The sequence below is a fragment of the Hydrogenophaga sp. genome, assembly GCF_028698005.1.
Classification (GTDB): Bacteria; Pseudomonadota; Gammaproteobacteria; order Burkholderiales; family Burkholderiaceae_C; genus Hydrogenophaga.
This window is the reverse complement of the sequence record NZ_JAQVEJ010000011.1, coordinates 1-22,324: the sequence shown is the minus strand read 5'-3', so window position 1 is coordinate 22,324 and position 22,324 is coordinate 1. Positions and strand designations below refer to the sequence as shown.

Here is a 22,324-nt window from a genome sequence, read left to right as displayed (position 1 = left end):
CGCTCCTCACAACGACGCCTTGATCGGAATGGTGCGCTTCTTCTCGCTGCCGAACAGGCTGGTCTCGGTCACGCCCTCGCTGCAGCCATTGCCGAAGGAGAAGCCGCAACCGCCGCGCACGTTGAAGGCGTTCTCGGCGTACTCGCGGTGTGTGGTCGGGATCACGAAGCGGTCCTCGTAGTTGGCAATGGCCATCACGTGGTACATCGCCTCGACCTCGGCGGCGCTCAGGCCGACCTGGTCGATGGCGGCCTGGTTGGGCACGCCATCCACGTGCTTGCCACGCTGCCAGGCACGCATGGCCAGCATGCGCTCGAGCGCGCGCACCACGGGCACGGTGTCGCCCGCCGTCAGCAGATTGGCCAGGTACTTGACCGGGATGCGCAGCTGGTTCACGTCGGGCAGCTCGCCGTTGGCACCCACGTGGCCGGCATTGGTGGCCGCGGTGATGGGCGACAGCGGCGGCACGTACCAGACCATGGGCAGGGTGCGGTATTCCGGGTGCAGCGGCAGCGCCACCTTCCAGTCCACGGCCATCTTGTAGACCGGGCTGTTGCGCGCGGCGATCAGCCAGGCTTCGGGCACGCCATCGGCACGCGCCTGTGCGATCACGGCAGGATCGTTCGGATCCAGGAAGATGTCGAGCTGGGCTTGGTACAGGTCGATGTCCTTTTCGACGCTGGCGGCGGCCTCGATGCGGTCGGCGTCGTACAGCAGCACGCCCAGGTAGCGGATGCGGCCCACGCAGGTCTCCGAGCACACGGTGGGCTGCCCGGCCTCGATGCGCGGGTAGCAGAAGATGCACTTCTCGGCCTTGCCGCTCTTCCAGTTGTAGTAGATCTTCTTGTAGGGGCAGCCACTCACGCACATGCGCCAACCACGGCATTTGTCCTGGTCGATCAGCACGATGCCGTCTTCCTCGCGCTTGTAGATCGAGCCCGAGGGGCACGACGCCACGCAGGCCGGGTTGAGACAGTGCTCGCACAGACGCGGCAGGTACATCATGAAGGTGCTCTCGAACTGGCCGTAGATGTCCTTTTGCACCTGCTCGAAGTTGACGTCCCGGCTGCGCTTGCTGAACTCGCCGCCCAGGATCTCCTCCCAGTTCGGTCCCCACTCGATCTTCTCCATGCGCTGGCCCGTGATCAGGCTGCGCGGGCGCGCGGTGGGTGCCGCCTTCATCTCCCGGGCGCTGTGCAGGTGGTCGTAGTCGAAGGTGAAGGGCTCGTAGTAGTCGTCGATCTCCGGCAGGTTGGGGTTGGCGAAGATCTTCATCAGCAGTTGCCACCGGCCGCCCTGGCGCGGCACGATGGAGCCGTCGGCCTTGCGCGTCCAGCCACCGTTCCATTTGTCCTGGTTTTCCCACTCCTTGGGGTAGCCGATGCCGGGCTTGGTCTCGACGTTGTTGAACCAGGCGTACTCGACACCGGGGCGGCTGGTCCAGACGTTCTTGCAGGTCACGCTGCAGGTGTGGCAGCCGATGCACTTGTCCAGGTTCAGCACCATGCCGATCTGTGCTCTGACTTTCATCGCGGGTTCCTTGTCGTTGTGCTGCTGCTCAGGGGTTCTCACCCTGCGATTGGTAGGCCGCCGCCAGGTGGTCACCGCGCGGTGTGTCGAGCCAGTCCACCTTGGCCATCTTGCGCACCACCACGAACTCGTCGCGGTTGGTGCCGATGGTCCCGTAGTAGTTGAAGCCGTAGCTGTACTGCGCGTAGCCGCCGATCATGTGGGTGGGCTTGAGCACGATGCGCGTGACCGAGTTGTGGATGCCGCCGCGCACGCCGGTGATCTCGCTGCCGGGCGTGTTGATGATCTTTTCCTGCGCGTGGTACATCATCACCATGCCGGGCTTGACGCGCTGGCTGACCACCGCGCGCACGGCCACCGCGCCGTTCAGGTTGAACATCTCCATCCAGTCGTTGTCCTCGATGCCGGCGCGTTGGGCATCTTCCTCGCTGATCCAGGCCACCGGACCGCCCCGGTTCAAGGTCAGCATCAGCAGGTTGTCGGTGTAGGTGCTGTGGATGCCCCACTTCTGGTGCGGCGTGATGAAGTTCAGCTGGATCTCGGGATGGCCGTTCGGCCTGATGCCCTGCATGCCGTGGGTGGCCTTCATGTCGATCGGCGGTCGGTAGCTGCTGAACCCTTCGCCAAAGGCGATCATCCAGGGGTGATCCTGGTAGAACTGCTGGCGACCGGTGAGCGTGCGCCACGGGATCAGCTCATGCACGTTGGTATAGCCGGCGTTGTAGCTCACCGTCTCGCTCTCGATGCCGCTCCAGGTCGGGCTGGAGATGATCTTGCGCGGTTGCGCCTGGATGTCGCGGTAGCGGATCTTCTCGTCCTCGCGGTACAGCGCCAGGTGTTTGTGGTCACGACCGGTCGCCCTGGACAGCGCTTCCCAGGCCTTGACGGCAACGTGGCCGTTGGTCTCGGGCGCCAGTTGCAGGATCACCTCGCAGGCGTCGATGTCGCTGACGATGCGCGGGCGGCCCTCGGTGGCGCCGGGCTCGGCGGTGATGCCGTTGAGCTGGCCAAGCTGCTCGACCTCGGTGCCGGTCGCCCAGGCGATGCCCTTGCCGCCATTGCCGAGCGTGTCCATCAGCGGGCCCAGGGCCGTGAAGCGCTTGTACAGGTTCGGGTAGTCGCGCTCGACCACCGTGACCTGCGGCGCCGTCTTGCCGGGAATCAGCTCACACTCGCCCTTCTTCCACTCGGCCACACCATAGGGCTGTGCCAGCTCGGCCGGCGTGTCGTGCATCAGCGGCGTGAGCACGGTGTCGCGCTCGACGCCCAGATGGCCCACGCAGACCTCGCTGAAGGCCTTGGCAAAGCCTTTGTAGATCTCCCAGTCGCTGCGCGACTCCCACACCGGGTCCACGGCCGCCGACAGCGGGTGGATGAAGGGGTGCATGTCGCTGGTGTTGAGGTCGTTCTTTTCGTACCAGCTCGCGGTGGGCAGCACGATGTCGGAGTACAGGCAGGTCGTGCTCATCCGGAAGTCGAGCGTGACCAGCAGGTCCAGCTTGCCCTGCGGCGCATCGGCATGCCAGGTGACCTCTTCGGGCCGGGCGTCACCGAGCCCCAGGTCCTTGCCCTGCACGCCGTTCTCGGTGCCCAGCAGGTGCTTGCAGAAATACTCGTGGCCCTTGCCGCTGGAGCCCAGCAGGTTGGAGCGCCAGACAAACAGGTTGCGCGGCCAGTTTTCCGGCGCGTCCGGGTCCTCGCAGCTCATCTGCAGGCGGCCGTCGGTCAACGCCCGCGCCACGTAGTCGCGCGGCGACAGGCCTGCGGCCTCGGCCTGGGCGGCGATGCCCAGCGGGTTGGTTCTGAGCTGCGGCGCGCTGGGCAGCCAGCCCATGCGTTCGGCGCGCACGTTGTAGTCGATCATGCTGCCGCCGAATCGCTCGCGGTCGGCCAGCGGGCTGACGATCTCGTCCACGCCCAGCTTCTCGTAGCGCCACTGGTCGGTGTGCGCGTAGAAGAAACTGGTGCTGTTCTGCTGACGCGGCGGGCGCGCCCAGTCGAGCGCGAAGGCCAGCGCCGTCCAGCCAGTCTGCGGGCGCAGTTTCTCCTGGCCGACGTAGTGCGACCAGCCGCCGCCGCTCTGGCCGATGCAACCGCACATCATCAGCAGGTTGATGACACCACGGTAGTTCATGTCGCAGTGGTACCAGTGGTTCATCGCCGCACCGATGATGACCATGGACTTGCCCCGGGTCTTGTCGGCGTTGGCGGCGAACTCGCGCGCCACGGCGATGACCTGCTGGCGCGGCACGCCAGTGATGTGCTCGGCCCAGGCCGGCGTGTAAGGTGCGTTGTCGTCGTAGCTGGCGGCGCCGCTGCCCAGCCCGCGGTCGATCCCGTACTGCGCGGCCTGCAGGTCGAACACCGTGGCGACCAGCGCCTCGCGGATGTCGCCCGCCTTGCCCAGGCGCAGGCGCACGGCCGGTACCCGGGCGCGGTTCACGTCGCCCTGCTGTTCGTTGGCCGTGAAATGTGGCGTCTCGATGCCGCCGAAGTAGGGAAAGCCGACGTCCACGATCTCGCTCTCCTGGCTGCCGTCCTCCAGCACCGACAGCTTGAGCCGGACCTCGGCGCCGTGGCGTGCCTCCTTCGCCTCCAGGTTCCACTTGCCGGCGTCGTCGCGGCCCTCGGCGCCCCAGCGAAAGCCGATCGAGCCATGCGGCAGCACGGCGCGGCCGTCGGTGTCGAAGGCGATGGTCTTCCAGTCCGGGTTGTTCTGCTGCCCCAGGTCGCCGTTGAAGTCGCTGGCACGCAGGTAGCGGTCGGGCACCTGCACCACGCTGCCATCGGGCAGGGTGTGTTCCCGCAGCAGCACCAGCATCGGCAGGTCGGTGTAGCGGCGCGCGTAGTCGTCGAAGTACGCCGACCGGGTCTTGAAATAGAACTCGTTGAGCGCCACGTGGCCCATCGCCATGGCCAGCGCCGCATCGGTGCCCTGCTTGGGGTGCAGCCAGAGGTCGGCCAGCTTGGCGACCTCGCTGTAGTCCGGCGTCACGGCCACGGTCTTGGCCCCCTTGTAGCGCACCTCGGTGAAGAAGTGCGCATCGGGCGTGCGCGTCTGCGGCACGTTGGAGCCCCAGGCGATGATGTAGTTCGAGTTGTACCAGTCGGCCGATTCGGGCACGTCGGTCTGCTCGCCCCAGACCTGGGGCGAGGCCGGCGGCAGGTCGCAGTACCAGTCGTAGAAGCTCATGCACACGCCGCCGATCAGGCTCAGGTAGCGGCTGCCGGCCGCGTAGCTGACCATGCTCATGGCCGGGATGGGCGAGAAGCCGATGATGCGGTCGGGCCCGTGCCGCTTGATCGTGTAGACGTTGGCCGCGGCAATCAGCTGGTTGACCTCGTCCCAGTGCGAGCGCACGAAGCCCCCCATGCCGCGCACCTGCTGGTAGTCGCGCCGCGCGGCATCGTCCTCGGCGATCAGCGCCCAGGCATCGACCGGGGTCTTGGCGACCTTCAGGGCGGCACGCCAGCGTGCCAGCAGCCGGCCACGCACCATCGGGTACTTGACACGGTTGGCGCTGTAGAGGTACCAGGAATAGCTGGCCCCGCGTGCACAGCCACGCGGCTCGTGGTTGGGCATGTCCCAGCGCGTGCGCGGGTAATCGGTCTGCTGGGTCTCCCAGGTCACGATACCGCCCTTGACGTAGATCTTCCACGAGCACGAACCCGTGCAGTTCACGCCGTGCGTGCTGCGCACGATCTTGTCGTGCGACCAGCGCTGGCGGTAGGCGTCCTCCCAGGTACGGTCTTCGCCGGTGGTACGGCCGTGATCGCCGGAAAAGCTTTCCCTGGGCAGGCGGAAATGGGTCAGGCGGTCGAGGAAGTGGCTCATCGTCTTATCTCTTTCTCGGTGGACTCAGCAGGGCATGGGGGCATGGCGACGGGCGTAGTACCACCAGGTCACGGCCACGCACAGCAGGTAGAAGGCAACAAAGATCCACAGCGCGGCCTCGGGGCCGCCGGTGGCGGCGATGGAGCTGCCGTAGCTCTTGGGGATGAAGAAGCCGCCGTAGGCACCCAACGCGCCCGCGAAACCGACGGCCGCGGCGCCCAGCACGTTGCCCTCCTTGATCGCGGCGGCCTGCTCGGCCGCGCCCGGGCCGGCACCGCGCATGGCCAGTGTGTTGAAGATCACCGGGATCATCCGGAAGGTCGACCCGTTGCCGATGCCGGTGGTGACGAACAGCACCAGGAACATCAGGAAAAAGCCCGTGAAGCTGCCTCCCGCCGGACCGAAGGGCAGCGCATAGCCGCCCGCTCCCTTGGGCAGGAACCACAGCACACCCAGCACGGCCAGCGCCATCACCAGGAAATTCCACATCGTCACGACACCGCCACCGACCTTGTCGGACAGCCAGCCGCCGAATGGGCGCACCACGGCGCCGACCAGCGGGCCCAGCCAGGCATAGGCCAGCGGGTTCACATCGGGGAACTGGCTCTTGATCAGCAGCGGGAAACCGGCCGCGAAGCCGATGAAGGAGCCGAACGTGCCCAGGTACAGCAGGCACATGATCCAGTTGTGCGGCTGCCCGAAAATCGCCGCCTGCGCGGCGACCGAGGCCTTGGCATCGGCCACGTCGTTCATCACGAACCAGGCGATCACGGCAGCCAGCGCGATCCACGGCACCCAGATGAAGGCCGCGTTCTGCATCCAGACCTTGACCTGCTCGCCATCGCGCACGATGGTTTGCGGTTCGCCGCCAAAAACCCCGAGCACGCCCACGGTCACCACGATCGGGCTCAGGAACTGCACGACGGACACCCCCAGGTTGCCCAGCCCCGCGTTCACCCCCAGCGCCGACCCCTTGCGGTCATTCGGGAAGAAGTAGCTGATGTTGGCCATGCTGGAACTGAAATTGCCCCCGCCCAGGCCGCACAGCAGCGCCAGCACCAGCATCGTGGGATAGGGCGTGGACGGGTCCTGCACCGCGATGCCGATGCCGATGGTCGGGATCAGCAGGCTGGCCGTGGACAGCGCCGTCCAGCGGCGGCCACCGACCAGGGGCACCATGAACGAATAGAAGATGCGCAGCGTGGCGCCCGAGAGGGCCGGTGCCGCCGCCAGCCAGAACAACTGGTTCGTGGTGTAGTTGAAGCCCAGGGTGGGCAGGCTGACCGCCACCACACTCCAGACCTGCCAGACCGCAAACGCCAGAAACAGCGCTGGCACCGAGATCCACAGATTCAGCTTGGCGATGGCCTCGCCTTCCCGCGCCCAGAAGGCCTTGTCCTCCGGCGTCCAGATCGTGAGCAAGCGGCCGGCACGCGATGTGGTGGTGGTATCCATGGCAGGCTTTCGTTCAGGCGGTTTGGGCGGCGGGGCGGCTGCCCATCACGTCGGTGCGACGCACCTCGGTCCAGTACATCCAGATCAGCGAGACCCAGACCACGCCATACAGCAGCATGAAGGCGCTGGAGCGGATGCCGGTGACGTCCAGCAGGACGCCGAACAGGATCGGCAACACAAAGCCCCCCAGCCCCCCGGCCAGGCCGACGATGCCGCTGATGGTGCCGATGTTGTGGGGATAGTCGTTGCTGATGTACTTGAACACGCTGGCCTTGCCAAAGGCCCAGGCCACGCCGAGCACGGCCATCAGCGCGGTGAAGGCGTAGACGTTCAGGCCGAGGTGGAAGGTGCGCGGACCGTCCACCGTGGCAATCGTGAAGTCCGTCTGCGGATAGCTCAGCAGGAACAGGCAGATCCAGCTCACCCACATCACCCACCAGGTGACCTTGTGCGCGCCGTACCTGTCCGACAGCACGCCACCCATGGCGCGCAGCACGCCGCCGGGCAACGAAAAGCAGGCCGCCAGCAAGGCCGCCACGCGGATGTCCAGCCCGTACTCGCCCACGTAGTACTGCACCATCCACAGCGCCAGCGCCACGTAGCCGCCGAACACGATGCTGTAGTACTGGCAGTACTTGAGCACGCGCGGGTCTTTCAGCGCCCTGAGCTGGTCGGTGAAGCGCACGCTGCCCGGCACCAGGTGCTTCGCGTCGTGCGCGCTGAACAGCCAGAACAGCACCACCGTGACGGCCATGGTGAGCGCATACACCTGCGGCACCAGCGTCCAGCCGCCGGCCACCAGCAGCGCCGGCGCGACGAACTTGTTGACGGCCGATCCGGAGTTGCCGGCGCCATAGACGCCCATGGCCATACCCTGGCGGTGCCGGGGAAACCAGCGCGCCACGTAGGGCGTGCCGACCGAGAACGAGCCGCCGGCCAGGCCGACGAACAGGCCGATCACCAGAAAGTGCCAGAACTGCGTGGCATAGCCCATCAGCCAGATCGCCGGCACGGTGACGGCCATCAGCACCGCCATCACGATGCGGCCACCGTACCGGTCGGTCCAGATGCCCAGCGGCACACGCACCAGCGATCCCGTGAGCACCGGCATCGCGGTGAGCAGGCCGAACTCGGTCGCGTTCAGACCCAGTTGCTGCTTCAGCGGAATGCCGATCACGCCGAACATCATCCAGACCATGAAGCAGACCGTGAAGGCCAGCGTGCTGACGATCAGAACGCTCCAGGCCTGGCGGGAAACGGGCGGGCTGGCGTTATCGGGCATGGTCGTGGTGCGGCAATGGGGTGAGCCCCGACTGTCGCCCACCGGCACCTCGCCGACCATCCGCCGATGGTCGGGGCGGGCGGCGTCGAAAGGACGATGGCGCCCGCCCGGCCATCATCCGAAAGAACTATGTCAGGCCGGGCATGCCCACCCGGCGGCCGACGCGGCCCGTACCAGCCAGCAAACCCGATGGAGGGTGCGCGCAGCACCGGCACCCGGGGGCGCCGACCCGTTACAGCGCCTTGCGCAGATTGGCCGGCGCGATGCGCAGCGCCTCGCGGTACTTGGCCACGGTGCGGCGGGCACATTCGATGCCCTGCTCCTTGAGCAGGTCGGACAACTGGTTGTCCGACAGCGGCTTGGACGGTTCCTCGGCCGCGATGAACTGCTTGAGCAAGGCACGCACCGCCGTGCTCGACGCATTGCCACCGGTTTCGGTCCCCAGTGAGGAACCGAAGAAGTACTTGAGTTCGTAGGTACCGAAGGGTGTGGCCATGTACTTGGCGGTGGTCACGCGGCTGATCGTCGATTCGTGCAGACCCAGCTCGTCGGCGATCTCGCGCAGGACCAGCGGACGCATGGCCAGCTCGCCATGCATGAAGAAGTTGCGCTGGCGCTCGACGATGGCGCTGGAGACACGCAGGATGGTGTCGAAGCGCTGCTGGATGTTCTTGATGAACCAGCGCGCCTCCTGCAGGCGCTGCTGCATGGCGGCGTGGCCCTCGCCCCGGCCCTGCCGCATGGCATTGGCATAGGTGTCCTGCACGCGCAGGCGCGGCATCACATCCGGGTTGAGCTGCACCTTGAAGCCACGCCCGGCACGGGTGACGATCACGTCCGGCACGATCACGTTGCGCTCGGCGTCCGCAAAGCGTCGCCCGGGCTTGGGCTCCAGACGGTTGATCAGCGCCAGGCCGGCGCGCACCGCTTCGGCATCGAGCCCGCACGCCGCCATCAGCCGGCGCACATCGCGCTTGGCCATCAGCTCCAGCGGCTGCTCGCACAGCGCCAGGGCCGCGCGCGCCTCGGGGCTGTTGCGCAGCTCCAGGATCTGCAGCTTCAGGCATTCGCGCAGGTCGCGCGCGCCCACCCCGATCGGCTCCATGCTGTGCAGCCAGCCCAGGGCCATCCGCAGGTGTGCCTGGGCTTCCTCCTGCGCCTCCAGGTCCGGTTCGCCCTGACCCGGGTACATCTGGCACCAGAAGTCCCGCGCCAGCCCGTCCAGGGGTTCGTCCAGGTAGCCATCCTCGTTGAGGGATTCGATCAGGAAGTACAGCGCCGCCTGCTCTTCGGGCGTGAGCCGCAGGCAACGCGCCTGCTCGTGCAGGTGTTCCTGCAGGCTGACCGTGGCGCTCGCCAGCTCGGTCGCCGTGGGGGCGTCATCGTCCTGCCCGCCGGCGCCCCGGGCCGGGGCATCGCCCCCCCATTCGGCGTCGTCCGGGCTGACGTCGACCGTGCCGTCGCCCTCCCAACTTTCCTCGATCGACCCACCGCCATCCAGGCTGGCCTCGACCTCGTCTCCCCCGGCGGCTTCGGCCTCGCCCGCCGACGAAGCCACCTCGGCAATCCGCTCACCGGTGGCCACCGGTGCGTCCTGCTGATCCAGGCCGAAGGCCTCCCGCTCGGCCTGCTCGTCGCCACGCTCCAGGAACGGGTTCTCGTCGAGCATCTGCTCGACCTCCTGCGCCATTTCCAGCGTGGACAGCTGCAGCAGACGGATCGACTGCTGCAGTTGGGGTGTCAGCGCCAGATGCTGCGATACCCGCAGCGACAGACCCTGTTTCATCGGATGGCCGCAGCGCCGGGCCGCCCCAAGCAAGGCCAAGCCCCCCCGGGGGGCAGCGACGTACACGAAGTGACGAGCGTGGGGGCATACGTGCGCGCAGCGCCGGGCCGCCCCAAGCAAGGCCGAGCCCCCCCGGGGGGCAGCGACGTACACAACATGGCGGGCGCGGAGACCATCACATCCGGAAGTGCTCGCCCAGATAGACCCGGCGCACCTCGGCGTTGTTGACAATCTCGGCCGTGGTGCCGCTGGCCAGCACCTGGCCATCGCTGATGATGTAGGCGTGGTCGCAGATGCCCAGGGTTTCGCGCACGTTGTGGTCGGTGATGAGCACACCGATGCCACGGTTCTTGAGAAAACCGATGATCTGCTGGATTTCGATCACGGCGATCGGATCGATGCCCGCGAAGGGCTCGTCCAGCAGGATGAAGCGCGGGTTCGTGGCCAGCGCACGCGCGATCTCCACGCGCCGGCGCTCGCCACCCGAGAGGGCCGGTGCCGGCGAATCGCGCAGGTGGTCGACCCGCAGTTCCTTGAGCAGATCATCCAGGCGCCGCTCGATGTCGGCGCCCGCCAGGCGGCGCCCGTCGGGCCCCTTCTGCAACTCCAGCACGGCGCGCACGTTCTGCTGCACCGTCAGCTTGCGGAAAATGGAGGCCTCCTGCGGCAGATAGCCCAGACCCAGGCGCGCACGGTGGTGGATGGGCAGGCGCTCGATCCGGCGGCCGTCCAGCAGGATCTCGCCGCCATCGGCACGCAGCAGGCCGACGATCATGTAGAACGACGTCGTCTTGCCGGCCCCATTGGGGCCGAGCAGGCCCACCACCTCGCCCTTGTCAACCGTCAGCGACACATCCTTGACCACCTGGCGGCTGCCATAGGACTTGCGCAGGCCACGCACCTCCAGACGGCTGTGCGAGGCCATTGGCGGCTGCGACCCCGTTCCTCCCATCGCGTCCGTCACTTGCGCTTCTCTTCGATCCGGGAACTCGGTTGCAGTTGGGCCGGCTCACCCGAGGGTTGTGACGACGGAGGCGGCAACGGGTTGCCCTGCGCATCCTTCTGGATGGGTGTCAGCATGGCGCGCACGCGCCCGGAAGGATTGGACGCCGTTTTGCTGCCCGCGCCGCTCTTGACCGTGTAGATCTCGGTCTGGCCGCTGTAGGTGATCTGGCTGCCGCTGCTCTCGTCGTTGAGGAAGGTACCGCGGTAGCGTCGCATCACCGCCTGGCCCGTGATCACCACCGTCTCGGTCTTGCTTTCGTACTCGATCTTGTCGCCCTCGCCCTCAATCCACTCGTCGAGCCCCTCGCGCTTCTGGCGGAAGAAAGCCAGCTTGCCGGGCTCGGCCGTCAGCACACCCAGTTGGTTGCCCTCGGCGTCCTGGCGTACTTCGGCACGCCCACCCCGCATGACGATGGTGCCCTTGGTGATGACCACGTTGCCGGTAAAGACGCTGATCTGCTGGACGTCATCGTGGCGCAGCGCGTCGGCCTCGACGTTCATGGGTTTTTCACGGTCGGCCAGCTCGGCCTGCACCAGGCCCGGCAGCAACAGGCCGGCCGCCAGCGACAAGACGGCAGCGGCACGGAACGCGAAATGGGATCGGAGGGTGGGTGTCATGACATTCCAGGGCACGATTCTTGCGTTTCATTGTAGCGGCCATCAAGCCGTGAAATGCCCCGACCCCATCCAAAAGTACACAACGAATGAGACAGTGCACAGCCCGGGGACACCCCGGAACGGGCCTGGCCCGGCCGCAGGTGCCGTCCCCCCTCGCCGCGCCGAGGGCGCGCCACGGAGGGTGCCCTTATTTCTTCAACTCGGCGATCAGCGCATCGGCGACCAGCACCGTGCGCGGCCCCTGCCCGGCAACGGTGTAGCGGCCACCCACGCCCAGCGCGGGCGTGCCCTCGACCTGGTAGGCATCCTGCAGCTGCGCAGCCCGGCGCGCCTTGCCAGTGACCGAGAAGGAATTGAACAGCTCGGAAAACTTCTTGACGTCAACGCCCTGTTTTTCCACCCAGGCGGTGATGGCTGCCTCGTTCACCAGCCGCTGCTTGCCAACGTGGATGGCCTCGAACACCTTGCCGTGCAGGGCATCGAGCTGGCCCATGGCCTCCAGCGTGTAGTACAGGCGCTGCATCGGAATGAAGGCCTCGCTGAAGGCCACCGGCACGCGGCGCACCACCACATGGGCGGGGGCCTTGCGCTTCCAGCTCTCGAACACGGGTTCGAAGTTGAAGCAATGGATGCAGGTGTAGGCAAAGAACTCCAGCACCTCGACCTGGCCGGCCGGGGCATCCACCGGTGCCGGCCGGCCCAGCCTGACGTAGTCGGTGCCTTCCTTGAAGCGCGGCGTGCCCGCCGCCTGGGCCTGGGCCAGCGACGGGTGGAGGCCGGCCACGGGTGCCAGGACGGCCGCTCCGGCGGCCAGCAGATGACGGGAAAACGCACGGCGTTGCATGAAATCGACTCCTGATCAATCAAGTTGGAATGCCTGGCCGTTGGGCCGGAGCCGGTGCAAAAAGTTCCGGCTCGGGTGCGGCCATACCGCACCGTGGGAGGTCACCGTTGCACCCGCACCAGGGCAGCCTCCACCCCGTTGACCTCGAGCTGTTCGCGCGTGGCATCCGCCACCTCGCGCTGGCTGAACGGGCCGACCCGCACACGGAACACGGCCCGGCCGCCCTGCTCGCGCTCGGTGATCTCGGCGGCCATGCCCAGCATGGCCACGCGCGCACGCTGGCTTTCGGCTTCCTGCGGGTTGCGGAAGGCGCCGACCTGGACGAAGTAGATGAAAGGATCGGCTGGCGGCGTGGCCGCGGCCGGCGTCTCGTCCCGATCCTGCCCCATGCGCGACTCGAGCAATTCGGCGATCGGATCGCGCCCGGCGGCCGGCGGCGCTTCGGGCGCCACCACGGCCGGCGCGCCGCCGGCCGTCGGCGGCAACGCGGCCGGCGGCGAAGCGGTGCCACCACCCAGGTGGGCATTCGGGTTCCAGCCCTTGTTGCGCTCGGCCTCGGCCGCGTCCTGTCCCGGTTTGCTGGCCAGGCCCCGGTCCACGAAGGGCACAGGCACCTTGGTCACATAGACGGCCACCGCCAGCGCGATGCCCAACCCGAGCAGCACGCCGATGACCAGGCCCAGCAAGGTACCACCCAGAACCCGGTGCAACCGGGCAGCTCGAGTCTTCATATGGGACTTCCGTTACATCTTCTGCGGGGCACTGACGCCCAGCACTGCCAGGCCATTGTGCAGCACCTGCGCGGTGGCCGCGACCAGCGCCAGGCGCGCGAGCCGGACCTTCTCGTCGTCCACCAGGATGCGTTCGGCATCGTAGTAGCTGTGGTAGGCCGCCGCCAGGTCGCGCAGGTAGAAGGTCACGTCGTGGGGCGCGAAGTCGGCCGCCGCCGCGCTCAGCATGGCGGGGTACCTGGCCAGCTGCAGCATCAGCGACTGGGCCGCCGGCGTGTCGAGCGCGGACAGGTCGGCGTCCTTCAGGGAAGCGACGTCGCCACCCCAGCCCGCCAGCACCGAGCAGATGCGCGCGTGTGCATACTGGATGTAATAGACCGGGTTGTCGTTGTTCTTCTGCACCGCCAGATCGACGTCGAAGGTGTATTCGGTGTCGGGCTTGCGCGACAACAGGAAGAAGCGCACGGCGTCCTTGCTGGTCCACTCGATCAGGTCGCGCAGCGTCACATAGGAGCCGGCGCGCTTGCTGATCTTGACCTCTTCGCCGTTGCGCACCACGCGCACCATGGTGTGCAGCACGTAGTCGGGGTAGCCGGCGGGAATGCCCACGTCGGCGGCCTGCAGGCCGGCGCGCACGCGCGCGATGGTGCCGTGGTGGTCGGTCCCCTGGATGTTGATGACCTTGGTGAAGCCGCGCTGGAACTTCTGGATGTGGTAGGCGACGTCGGGCACGAAGTAGGTGTAGGTGCCGTCGCTCTTGCGCATCACGCGGTCCTTGTCGTCACCGTAGTCGGTGGACCTGAGCCACAACGCGCCGTCCTGCTCGTAGGTCTTGCCGTTGGCGATCAGGCGCTGCACGGTCGCTTCGACGTGACCGTTGGTGTACAGGCTCGACTCCAGGTAGTAGTTGTCGAAGCGCACGTCGAAGGCCTTGAGGTCCAGATCCTGCTCGCGGCGCAGGTAGGCCACGGCGAACTGGCGGATGTTGTCCAGGTCGTCCACGTCGCCGCTGGCAGTGAACTCGCGGTCATCGGAGTGCACGGTCTTCTTGGCCAGGAAGTCGTTGGCGATGTCCTGGATGTAGTCGCCGTTGTAGGCCGCCTCGGGCCACTCGGCGTCACCGGGCTTGAAGCCCTTGGCGCGCAGCTGGGTGGAGGTGGCCAGCGTGCCGATCTGCACGCCCGCGTCGTTGTAATAGAACTCGCGGTACACGTCCCAGCCCTGGCTGGCGAAAAGGTTGCAGATGGCATCGCCCAGCGCCGCCTGGCGGCCGTGGCCCACGTGCAGCGGGCCGGTCGGGTTGGCGGAGACGAACTCGACCATCAGGCGCTGGCCGTTGGCCGGCTGTTGGCCGAAGCCTTCGCCCCCGGCCAGCACCTCGCGCACGATCTGCTGCTTGGCCTCGGGCTTGAGGCGGATATTGATGAAGCCGGGGCCGGCGATCTCGATGTCGGACACCCACTGCTGGTACACGGGCTGCGCCAGCAGCGCCGCGCGGATCTGTTCACCGACCTGGCGCGGGTTGGCCTTGAGCGGTTTGGCCAGTTGCATGGCGGCAGTGACGGCAAAGTCGCCATGGGCCGCCACCTTGGGCGACTCGAAGGCGGCCTTGTCCCCAGCGCCAGGCAGCAACTGGTCCAGCGTGGCGGCCAGGCCGGCCAGCAATTCCTGTTTGATCTTGAGCATCCGGCGATTTTAGGTTCTCGCCGAAGCGGCGACCCGCGCCAGTGGCGGAGCGTGGGTGTTCAGGCCAGCGGTGGAGCGTGGCGGCTCAGGTATTTCCCGGCCGCCGCCTTCACCGCCGCCGTCAGGCGCTGCGCCGACAGCGGTTCGCGTGCCCAGTGCTGCCAGTACAGGGCCACATCCACCGTGGCGCCGGGCAGGATCTCGACCAGACCCGTGCGCCCCGCCAGATGCTGCTCGGGCACCATGCCCCAGCCCATGCCCAGCGCGATGGCGGCCTCGAACGCATCGATCGCGGGCACGAAATGGCGCGGGTAGTTCGGCTGGGCCAGGCCGAAGTGCTGCTGCAGGAAGGCATCCTGCAGCGCATCCTTGCGGTTGAAGATCACCGCCGGCTGGGCCAGCAGGCGATGCGGCGACACCGCGCCGCCAGCGGTGCGGCAGCGCTGTGCCACGGCCGGCGCGGCCACGCAGTGGTAACGCATCACCCCCAGCGGCTCGGCCACGCAGCCACGCATGGGCTCGGCCAGTGTCGTCACGCAGCCGATCACATCGCCGCTCTTGAGCGCGCCATGCGTGTGGTCCTGGTCGTCGACCACCACCTCCAGCAGCAGCCGGTGCCGCTGCAACAGCGGCGCCACCCCGGGCAGGAACCAGCAGGCCAGCGAGTCGGCGTTGACGGCCGCACTCAGGCTTTGCCAGCGGGTGCCGCGTGCCGTCCCGCCGCCCTGCAACTCGGTCAGCAGATCGGCCTCCATCAACCGCACCCGCTTGGCATGCGCCAGCAGCGCCTGGCCGGCAGCCGTGGCACGCACCGTCTTGCCGCGCACCAGCAAGCGCTGCCCCAGCCGCTCTTCCAGCGCCTTGATGCGCAGGGACACGGCGGCCAGCGACAGCGACAGGGCCTGCGCCGCCGGCCCGAAACCACCATGCTCCACCACCGCCGCCAGGGCTTCGAGTTGCCGGGTCTCAAGCATTTGAGTTTATTTAATCAAATTAATTTTTATTAAATACGATTTAAATATATCACCACCGCAGGCACACTCTCCCGACGTTTCACCGCCCACCTGGCACGAAACAGAAACCCACACACCCAGGACGCTCACCGTGGCATTCGCCCCTACCGCCTTCATCGCCGGCATGACGCTGAGCCTGTCGCTCATCATGGCCATCGGCCCCCAGAACGCGCACGTGCTGCGCATGGGCCTGCGCCGCCAGCATCTGTGGCTCACGGTGCTGAGCTGCGCGGCGGCCGACATCGTGCTGATCTCGCTCGGTGTGCTGGGCCTGGCGAAGCTGGGCGGCCTGTCCGACAAGTTGCTGGGCGCACTGGTCGGCGCCGGCGTGCTGTTCCTGACGGTCTATGGCTGGCAGGCCTTCCAGCGCTTCCTGCGCCCCGACACCGCCCCCGTGCCCACCGCGATGCCCGCCGACGGCACGACGGCACGGGACAGCACGACGACGGCGCGCCAGGCCATCGCCTCGGCCCTGGCGTTTTCCTTCCTGAATCCGCACGCCTGGCTGGACACCGCGGTGCTGATCGGCACCGCCTCGCTGGCCTACGGCCAGGGCCACACCACCTTCGGCCTGGGGGCCGCCACGGGCTCGGTGGTCTGGTTCCTGCTGTTGGGCTCGGTCGCCTTCTGGCTGGGTCGCCGCCTCAATTCGCTGCGCCTGTGGCGCCTGCTCGACGGCGTCGTGGCCCTGATGATGTGGGGCACGGCCACGACGCTGGTGGCCGGGCTGTTCTGAGGCGCTCCCGGGCCCGGCTCAGAGGACCTCGGCCTGCGGCACCTCGCGACGGATGAACGACAGCACAGCCGGTTTGCTCAGGTTGACGAAGAAGGTCTGGCCACCGGCCTTGCAGTCCTGGGTGCCGGTCGACACCAGACCCACCACCGCCTGCCGGCCGCCCACGCTGCGCAGCGCCGGTCCACCGGAGTCGCCCGGACAGGCATTGCTCAGCGAGCCGTCGTAGGCAATGCGCAGGTAGTCCGGCGCCACCTTGTCCAGTTGGGCAGAGCCCACCGCCAGCGTGTAGTCCGGCGCGCCCCAGCCGGCGATCAGGATGGCCTGCCCGGCTCGTGGCGATCGCTGGCCCAGCACCGGCGCCGAGGGGCCGGGCAGTTCATCGGGGAAGGACACGACGGCGACATCGTCGACATAGTAGTCGTCGCCCTCGCTGAACGAGGGGTGCGCCACCCAGCCCGACGCCCGTATCTGGGTCGCCTGGCCCTGTTCGTTCCAGACGATCCCGGCCACCGCCCGCGTTTGCGCATCGACGCAATGGGCCGCCGTGAGCACCCGGCCCGGCGCCACCTTGACACCCGAGCATGCGCCGACGTCGCCGTCGCGATCGCGCACCAGCAGCAAGACCACGGGCGTGGCGGCCGACGGCACGCAGGACGTGCCATTGGCCACGTAAGGCTGCACGCCAATGCCCGCGCAACGCTGCACCGGGTCGGTGATGGCCACCTCGGGTTCCTCATCGCCGCCACCGCAGGCGCCCAGCAGCAGTGCCAACAACGCGCCTGTGAATCTCCATGTCCTTTGTGCCATCGTCGTTCTCTTCCCTGCGTCGATCTTAGGTGCCGGACCAGAAATCCGGCTGCGCATAATGGTGTTTGAGGAAATCGATCCACAGCCGCACACGCAAGGCCAGGTGCTTGCGCTGCGGAAACACGGCAAAAATGCCGTTCGGGGGCGCGGCAAACGCATCCAGAACAGTCACCAGCCGGCCGGCGGCGATGTCGGCCTCGACCTCCCAGGTACTGCGCCACGCGATGCCCCAGCCGGCCAGGCACCACTCGTGCAGCACCTGTCCATCCGAGCAGTCCAGCGGTCCACGCGGACGCAGGTAGATCAGCTCGCGCTCCCCTGCGCCGCCGGCGTCCCGCGGCACGGAGAAGGCCCAGCCGCGCGTTTGCGACGCATCGGACGAGAGCGTCAGGCAATCGAAGCGCACCAGGTCGGCCGGCGTCTGCGGCCGGCCGTGCTGCTGCAGATAACGCGGCGTGGCCACGCACAGGCGCCGGTTATCGGCCAGTCGCACGCTCACCAGCGACGAATCCGGCAGATCGCCCACGCGCACCGCGCAGTCGAAACCCTCGCCGGCCACATCGACCACGCGGTCGCTGAGGTTGAGGGAAATGCTCACCTCGGGGTGCAGCTCGCGAAAGCGCGGCACCAGAGGCGCCACATGGCGGCGGCCGAAACCGGCCGGCGCGGTGATGCGCAGGTGCCCGCTGGCCTTGACGCCGCCGGCGCTGACGCTGGCCTCGGCGCTGGCCAGGTCGGCCAGCAGACGCTGACAGTCCTCCAGAAACGCCGAGCCTTCGTGGGTGAGGGTGATGCGGCGCGTGGTACGCACCATGAGCTTGACGCCCAGCCGTGATTCCAGGCCATCGAGCCGGCGCCCGATGATGGCCGGCGCCACCCCTTCGGCCTTGGCCGCTGCCGTCAGGCTGCCACGGGCAGCGACCGCAACGAAGGTCTCCAGTTGTTTGAGCTTGTCCACAGCGGTCGATGGTACACGTGCGGCCGCCGCCCTCGGCAGACCGGGCTTGAGGCATGATGATGCAATTGCAGGCGACCCCATGACCGAGACACCCCTTCCCTCCACCCACCATCAGCTCGCCACCCAGGTGCTGCGACAGTTCCGCCTTGTTTTCGGCGAGGTACGCCAGCACTTCAGCGAGGTGGAGCGACAGGTCGGCATCGGCGGTGCCCAGTTGTGGGCGTTGGGCGAGATCGGTCGCGACCCGGGTCTGGGCATCTCGGACCTCGCGCAGCGCATGGACATCCATCCCTCCACCGCCAGCAACCTGGTGCGCCAGTTGCTGCGCAAGTCGCTGGTCGTCTCGGACCGCTCGCCGGAGGACCGCCGCAATGTGCTGCTGCGGCTGACCGAAGCCGGCGCGGCGCTGCTGCGCAACGCACCCGGCCCGCACGAAGGCGTGCTGCCTGCGGCCCTGCAACAGCTGCCGCCCGACACCTTGCGCCAGTTGCACCAGCATCTGGGCACGCTGCTGCAGGTGCTGGACCCGGCCAGCGCCGGAGCGCGCACGCCGCTGGCCGAACTCTGAGCCCTGGCCTCAGGCGGCCTTGGGCCAGGTGCTGGCCGCTTCCGGCTGCGCCGGCGGTACCATCGCGCCGATGATGTCCGATAGGCTCACCACGCCCAGGTGGCGGCCACGGCTGTTGACGACGTTGGCCATCTCGCAGTTGTCGGCGCTGAGCTGGCGCGCGGCCTCCTCGATCACCAGGCTGGCGTCCACCGTCGGGCCAGGCACCGGCGCCCCAGGCTGCATCAGCGTGCGGCAGCGGATGACGCGGCCACGGTTGACGTCCTTGACGAAATTGGTGATGTAATCATCGGCCGGCTGCAGCACGATCTGCTGGCCCGTGCCCTGCTGCACCACCTCGCCATCGCGCAGGATGGCAATCCGGTCACCCAGGCGCAGCGCCTCTTCGAGGTCGTGCGTGATGAACACGATGGTCTTGCCGATCTCCTGCTGGATGTCCAGCAACACCCCTTGCATGTCGGCGCGGATCAGCGGGTCCAGCGCCGAGAAGGCCTCGTCCATCAGCAGGATCGGCGCATCGTTGGTCAGCGCCCGCGCCAGGCCCACGCGCTGCTGCATGCCGCCCGAGAGCTGGTTCGGGTAGCTGTCTTCGTAGCCTTTGAGGCCCACACGTTCGATCCAGCGCAGTGCGCGCTCGCGCCGCTGCTTGCGCGGCACACCCTGCACATCCAGCCCGTACTCCGTGTTCTCCAGCACGGTCAGGTGCGGGAACAGTGCGAACTTCTGGAACACCATCGCGGTCTGCTCGCGCCGGAAGCGCCGCAGCGCGGAGGGCGACATCTTGACGACGTCCACCTCCTGCCCGCCCACCTGCACCAGCACCTCGCCCGCCGTCGGGTCGATCAGGCGGTTGACGTGGCGGATCAGCGTGCTCTTGCCCGAACCCGACAGCCCCATCACCACCTGTATGGCGCCACCGGGCATGTCGATATTGATGTCGCGCAGGCCCAGCACGTGGTTGTGCTGGTCGCGCAGTTCCTGCTTGCTCATGCCCTGCTGCACCAGCGGCAGGAACTTTTCTGGCGCGGGACCGAAGATCTTGTAGAGATTGCGGATACGGATGCCCGTGGTCGCCGGCGTGCCGGCTGGCGCCACGGGCTGATGGCCTGCGTCAACCATGCCTGACCTCCAGGTGTTTTTGCAGTCGCTTGCCGTAGGCCTGCGATGCGCGGTCGAAGATGATGGCGATGCCCACGATGGCCAGACCGTTGAACACGCCCATGGTGAAGTACTGGTTCGAGATCGCGCGCAGCACCGGCTGGCCCAGGCCCTGCACCCCGATCATGGCGGCGATCACGACCATGGCCAGCGACAGCATGATGGTCTGGTTCACGCCGGCCATGATGGTCGGCAGCGCCAGCGGCAGCTGCACCTGACGCATCTTCTGCCAGGCCGAGCTGCCGAAGGCGTCGGCCGCCTCCAGCAGGTCCTTGTCGACCAGGCGGATGCCCAGGTTGGTGAAGCGGATCACCGGCGGGATCGCATAGATCACCACCGCGATCAGCCCCGGCACGCGTCCGATGCCCAGCAGCATCACCACCGGAATCAGGTACACGAAACTGGGCATCGTCTGCATGACGTCGAGCACCGGGTTGACGAGGCGCTGCAGGCGGTCGGAGCGGCTCATGAGGATGCCCAGCGGCAACCCCAGCACGAGTGCCACCACCGTGCACACGAAGATCATCGAGATGGTCTTCATGGTGTCGTCCCACATGCCGAAGTAGCCGATCAGCAGCAGTGTCACCACGGCGCCCAGCACCACCTTGCCGCTGCGCGTGGCCAGCCAGACCACGAGCGCGATCACGCCCAGCACGACGGGCCAGGGCGAATGCGTCAGCAGGCGCTCGGAAAACAGCAGGAACTCGCGCAGCGGCAGAAACACCTGCTCCAGCGCCGCGCCGTGTTCGCGCGTGAAGCCGCGGAAAGCTTCGTCAATGGTGCGCCGCAACGCGCTCAGGGCATCGGCACCCATGGCGGGGAACTGCCTGAGCCAGTCCATACCGGCCCCTGCCATCAAAGCGCCGCCTTGATCTTGTCCGCCGCCTCGGGTGTGACCCAGGGCATCCACACCGCCTCGCTGGTGCGCAGGAACTGGCGGGCACCGTCGTCACCCGTGGCCTGGTTGTCGCTCATCCAGGCCAGCAGCTTGTTGACCGTGTCGTTGTTCCAGCTTCGGCGGGCGAGGTACTCATAGGCCGCACCACCCTCGTTTTTGAAGCGGTCGGTGACCACGGTGAAAACCTCGGCACGTGGCCAGTCGGTCTTGGTCGGCTGGCTGCAGTCGGCCTTGGCGTTGCAGCCGTCAAAGGCCACGCGGTCCAGCGGCACGCCCGCTTCCAGGCGCACCATCTCGTACTTGCCCAGGATCGAGGTCGGCGCCCAGTAGTAGCCCAGCCAGCCTTCCTGGCGTTCGTAGGCCTTGGCGATGGAGCCGTCCAGGCCAGCGGCCGACCCGGTGTCCAGCAGCACGAAGTTCTTGCCCGCGGCGCCCCAGGCCTTGAAAGCATTGTCGGTCGTGATCTGGCAGTTCCAGCCCGAGGGGCAGTTGTGCACCGCGCCCTTGCCCGGCTGCTCCGGCGCGGGGAACAGGTCGGGACGTGCCAGCGCATCGTCGATGGTCTTGATCTCCGGGTGGGCGTCGGCCACGTACTTGGGAATCCACCAGCCCTCCACGCCACCGTCGCTGAGCGAACGCGCCGCATAGTGCAGCTTGCCGGCCTGCACGGCCGCTTCGAGCGGCTCGCGCACGGCGTTGATCCAGGCTTCGGGAGCCACGTCGGGCTGGCCCTTTTCCATCATGGAGGTCAGGGTCGGCATGGTATCGCCGGGCACGATCTCGACCTCGCAGCCATAGCCATGGGTCATGATCATCTTGTCGATACTGGCCAGCACCTCGGCCGACTGCCAGTTCATGTTGGCCACGGTGACCTTGCCGCAGGCGGCCTGCGCCGGTGCCTCGACGGCGGCCGACACGGCCGCCTCCTGGTTGCTCTGGCCACAGCCGGCCAGCGCCAGGGCGGCAAGACCGAAACAGGCGCCCACAGAAAGGCGAAGCGGTGATGAATACATGGATTCCTCCTGCTGATGGGGATATATGTCAGGGTGACCCCGCGAGCCAGCCGCGGGCACGAAGAGGCGGTCGCAGACCACCGGATGCTGGCCACCGCAGGCGGCACACGGCCACCCAAATCCGGGGCCGGCATCCATTAGAGATATGTGTGGCCAAATTATATTTGCACAAAGCCAATTAGGCAAGCCCATCTGTCAGCGAACCCCATCGCGATCGACCGCATGGGCCATCGAATTGACGCCTATTACGTATAAAAAAGTCATTGATATTTTGGTTTTTCCTGTTTAAATGAATGTCAAAGGATCGAATAAAGTGACGGCATGGAAAAACCACGCGCGGTCCTGTTCGATGCCTATGGCACGCTGTTCGACGTCTACAGCGTGTCGCTGCTGGCCGAGCA

Annotated in this window: 18 protein-coding genes and 1 pseudogene; 3 read left to right on the top strand and 16 right to left on the bottom strand. The window is 67.3% G+C overall.

What is annotated here, in order from left to right:
* Positions 1 to 6: 6 nt before the first annotated feature.
* The 11 genes from narH to PHQ87_RS02330 form a co-directional block, all read right to left on the bottom strand.
* Positions 7 to 1,530, bottom strand: coding sequence for a nitrate reductase subunit beta (narH, locus tag PHQ87_RS02380; protein WP_300230804.1), 1,524 nt, complete (start codon positions 1,528 to 1,530; stop codon positions 7 to 9).
* A 28-nt stretch (positions 1,531 to 1,558) separates the two neighbouring features.
* Positions 1,559 to 5,365 (bottom strand): nitrate reductase subunit alpha, encoded by a 3,807-nt coding sequence (locus tag PHQ87_RS02375; RefSeq protein ID WP_300230803.1) that lies wholly within the window; start codon positions 5,363 to 5,365, stop codon positions 1,559 to 1,561.
* Between the two features lie 24 nt (positions 5,366 to 5,389).
* Entirely contained in the window at positions 5,390 to 6,820 is a 1,431-nt protein-coding gene (locus tag PHQ87_RS02370) for an MFS transporter (RefSeq protein ID WP_300230801.1), read from the bottom strand.
* Between the two features lie 13 nt (positions 6,821 to 6,833).
* Positions 6,834 to 8,102 carry a nitrate/nitrite transporter gene (locus PHQ87_RS02365; protein WP_300230800.1) on the bottom strand — a complete coding sequence of 423 codons (1,269 nt, stop codon included), beginning with the start codon at positions 8,100 to 8,102 and terminating at the stop codon, positions 6,834 to 6,836.
* A gap of 232 nt (positions 8,103 to 8,334) precedes the next feature.
* Positions 8,335 to 9,888: an RNA polymerase factor sigma-54 gene (locus PHQ87_RS02360; RefSeq protein ID WP_300230798.1), complete on the bottom strand. Its 1,554-nt coding sequence runs from the start codon at positions 9,886 to 9,888 to the stop codon at positions 8,335 to 8,337.
* Positions 9,889 to 10,063: 175 nt separating this feature from the next.
* On the bottom strand, positions 10,064 to 10,813 hold the full coding sequence (gene lptB / locus PHQ87_RS02355) for an LPS export ABC transporter ATP-binding protein (RefSeq protein WP_300230796.1): 750 nt from the start codon (positions 10,811 to 10,813) through the stop codon (positions 10,064 to 10,066).
* Between the two features lie 35 nt (positions 10,814 to 10,848).
* On the bottom strand, positions 10,849 to 11,511 hold the full coding sequence (gene lptA / locus PHQ87_RS02350; protein WP_300230794.1) for a lipopolysaccharide transport periplasmic protein LptA: 663 nt from the start codon (positions 11,509 to 11,511) through the stop codon (positions 10,849 to 10,851).
* Positions 11,512 to 11,698: 187 nt separating this feature from the next.
* Positions 11,699 to 12,355 carry a thiol:disulfide interchange protein DsbA/DsbL gene (locus PHQ87_RS02345; RefSeq protein ID WP_300230792.1) on the bottom strand — a complete coding sequence of 219 codons (657 nt, stop codon included), beginning with the start codon at positions 12,353 to 12,355 and terminating at the stop codon, positions 11,699 to 11,701.
* Between the two features lie 101 nt (positions 12,356 to 12,456).
* A complete protein-coding gene (locus PHQ87_RS02340; protein ID WP_300230790.1) occupies positions 12,457 to 13,086 on the bottom strand; it encodes an SPOR domain-containing protein in 630 nt (209 codons plus the stop codon).
* 12 nt (positions 13,087 to 13,098) lie between these two features.
* The gene (argS, locus tag PHQ87_RS02335) at positions 13,099 to 14,772 is read right to left on the bottom strand and encodes an arginine--tRNA ligase (protein ID WP_300230788.1); all 1,674 of its coding nucleotides are present in this window, start codon (positions 14,770 to 14,772) and stop codon (positions 13,099 to 13,101) included.
* A 59-nt stretch (positions 14,773 to 14,831) separates the two neighbouring features.
* Positions 14,832 to 15,746, bottom strand: coding sequence for an HTH-type transcriptional regulator ArgP (locus tag PHQ87_RS02330; RefSeq protein WP_300230787.1), 915 nt, complete (start codon positions 15,744 to 15,746; stop codon positions 14,832 to 14,834).
* Between the two features lie 130 nt (positions 15,747 to 15,876).
* Here PHQ87_RS02330 and PHQ87_RS02325 point away from each other — a divergent pair, with 130 nt between their 5' ends.
* Positions 15,877 to 16,521 carry a LysE family transporter gene (locus PHQ87_RS02325; RefSeq protein WP_320387591.1) on the top strand — a complete coding sequence of 215 codons (645 nt, stop codon included), beginning with the start codon at positions 15,877 to 15,879 and terminating at the stop codon, positions 16,519 to 16,521.
* 18 nt (positions 16,522 to 16,539) lie between these two features.
* On the opposite strand, the gene PHQ87_RS02320 is transcribed toward PHQ87_RS02325, so the two are convergent.
* On the bottom strand, positions 16,540 to 17,292 hold the full coding sequence (locus PHQ87_RS02320; RefSeq protein WP_300230785.1) for a trypsin-like serine protease: 753 nt from the start codon (positions 17,290 to 17,292) through the stop codon (positions 16,540 to 16,542).
* A gap of 61 nt (positions 17,293 to 17,353) precedes the next feature.
* The gene (locus tag PHQ87_RS02315) at positions 17,354 to 18,286 is read right to left on the bottom strand and encodes a LysR family transcriptional regulator (RefSeq protein ID WP_300230783.1); all 933 of its coding nucleotides are present in this window, start codon (positions 18,284 to 18,286) and stop codon (positions 17,354 to 17,356) included.
* Between the two features lie 79 nt (positions 18,287 to 18,365).
* Here PHQ87_RS02315 and PHQ87_RS02310 point away from each other — a divergent pair, with 79 nt between their 5' ends.
* Positions 18,366 to 18,854: a MarR family winged helix-turn-helix transcriptional regulator gene (locus PHQ87_RS02310; protein WP_300230781.1), complete on the top strand. Its 489-nt coding sequence runs from the start codon at positions 18,366 to 18,368 to the stop codon at positions 18,852 to 18,854.
* Positions 18,855 to 18,863: 9 nt separating this feature from the next.
* Here PHQ87_RS02310 and PHQ87_RS02305 read toward each other — a convergent pair whose 3' ends face one another.
* Genes PHQ87_RS02305 through PHQ87_RS02295 form a run of 3 tightly spaced genes read right to left on the bottom strand, consistent with a single transcriptional unit; the run spans position 18,864 to position 21,923 of the window.
* Positions 18,864 to 19,973, bottom strand: a complete 1,110-nt coding sequence (locus PHQ87_RS02305) for a glycine betaine/L-proline ABC transporter ATP-binding protein (protein WP_300230780.1) — start codon at positions 19,971 to 19,973, stop codon at positions 18,864 to 18,866.
* Positions 19,966 to 20,868 carry a proline/glycine betaine ABC transporter permease gene (locus tag PHQ87_RS02300; RefSeq protein ID WP_300230779.1) on the bottom strand — a complete coding sequence of 301 codons (903 nt, stop codon included), beginning with the start codon at positions 20,866 to 20,868 and terminating at the stop codon, positions 19,966 to 19,968. The genes PHQ87_RS02305 and PHQ87_RS02300 overlap by 8 nt, the downstream gene beginning before the upstream one ends.
* Positions 20,868 to 21,923 (bottom strand): ABC transporter substrate-binding protein, encoded by a 1,056-nt coding sequence (locus PHQ87_RS02295; protein ID WP_300230778.1) that lies wholly within the window; start codon positions 21,921 to 21,923, stop codon positions 20,868 to 20,870. The genes PHQ87_RS02300 and PHQ87_RS02295 overlap by 1 nt, the downstream gene beginning before the upstream one ends.
* Positions 21,924 to 22,244: 321 nt before the next feature.
* On the opposite strand from PHQ87_RS02295, the pseudogene PHQ87_RS02290 reads away from it, so the two are divergent.
* Positions 22,245 to 22,324: pseudogene (locus PHQ87_RS02290) on the top strand (haloacid dehalogenase); the annotation flags it as partial.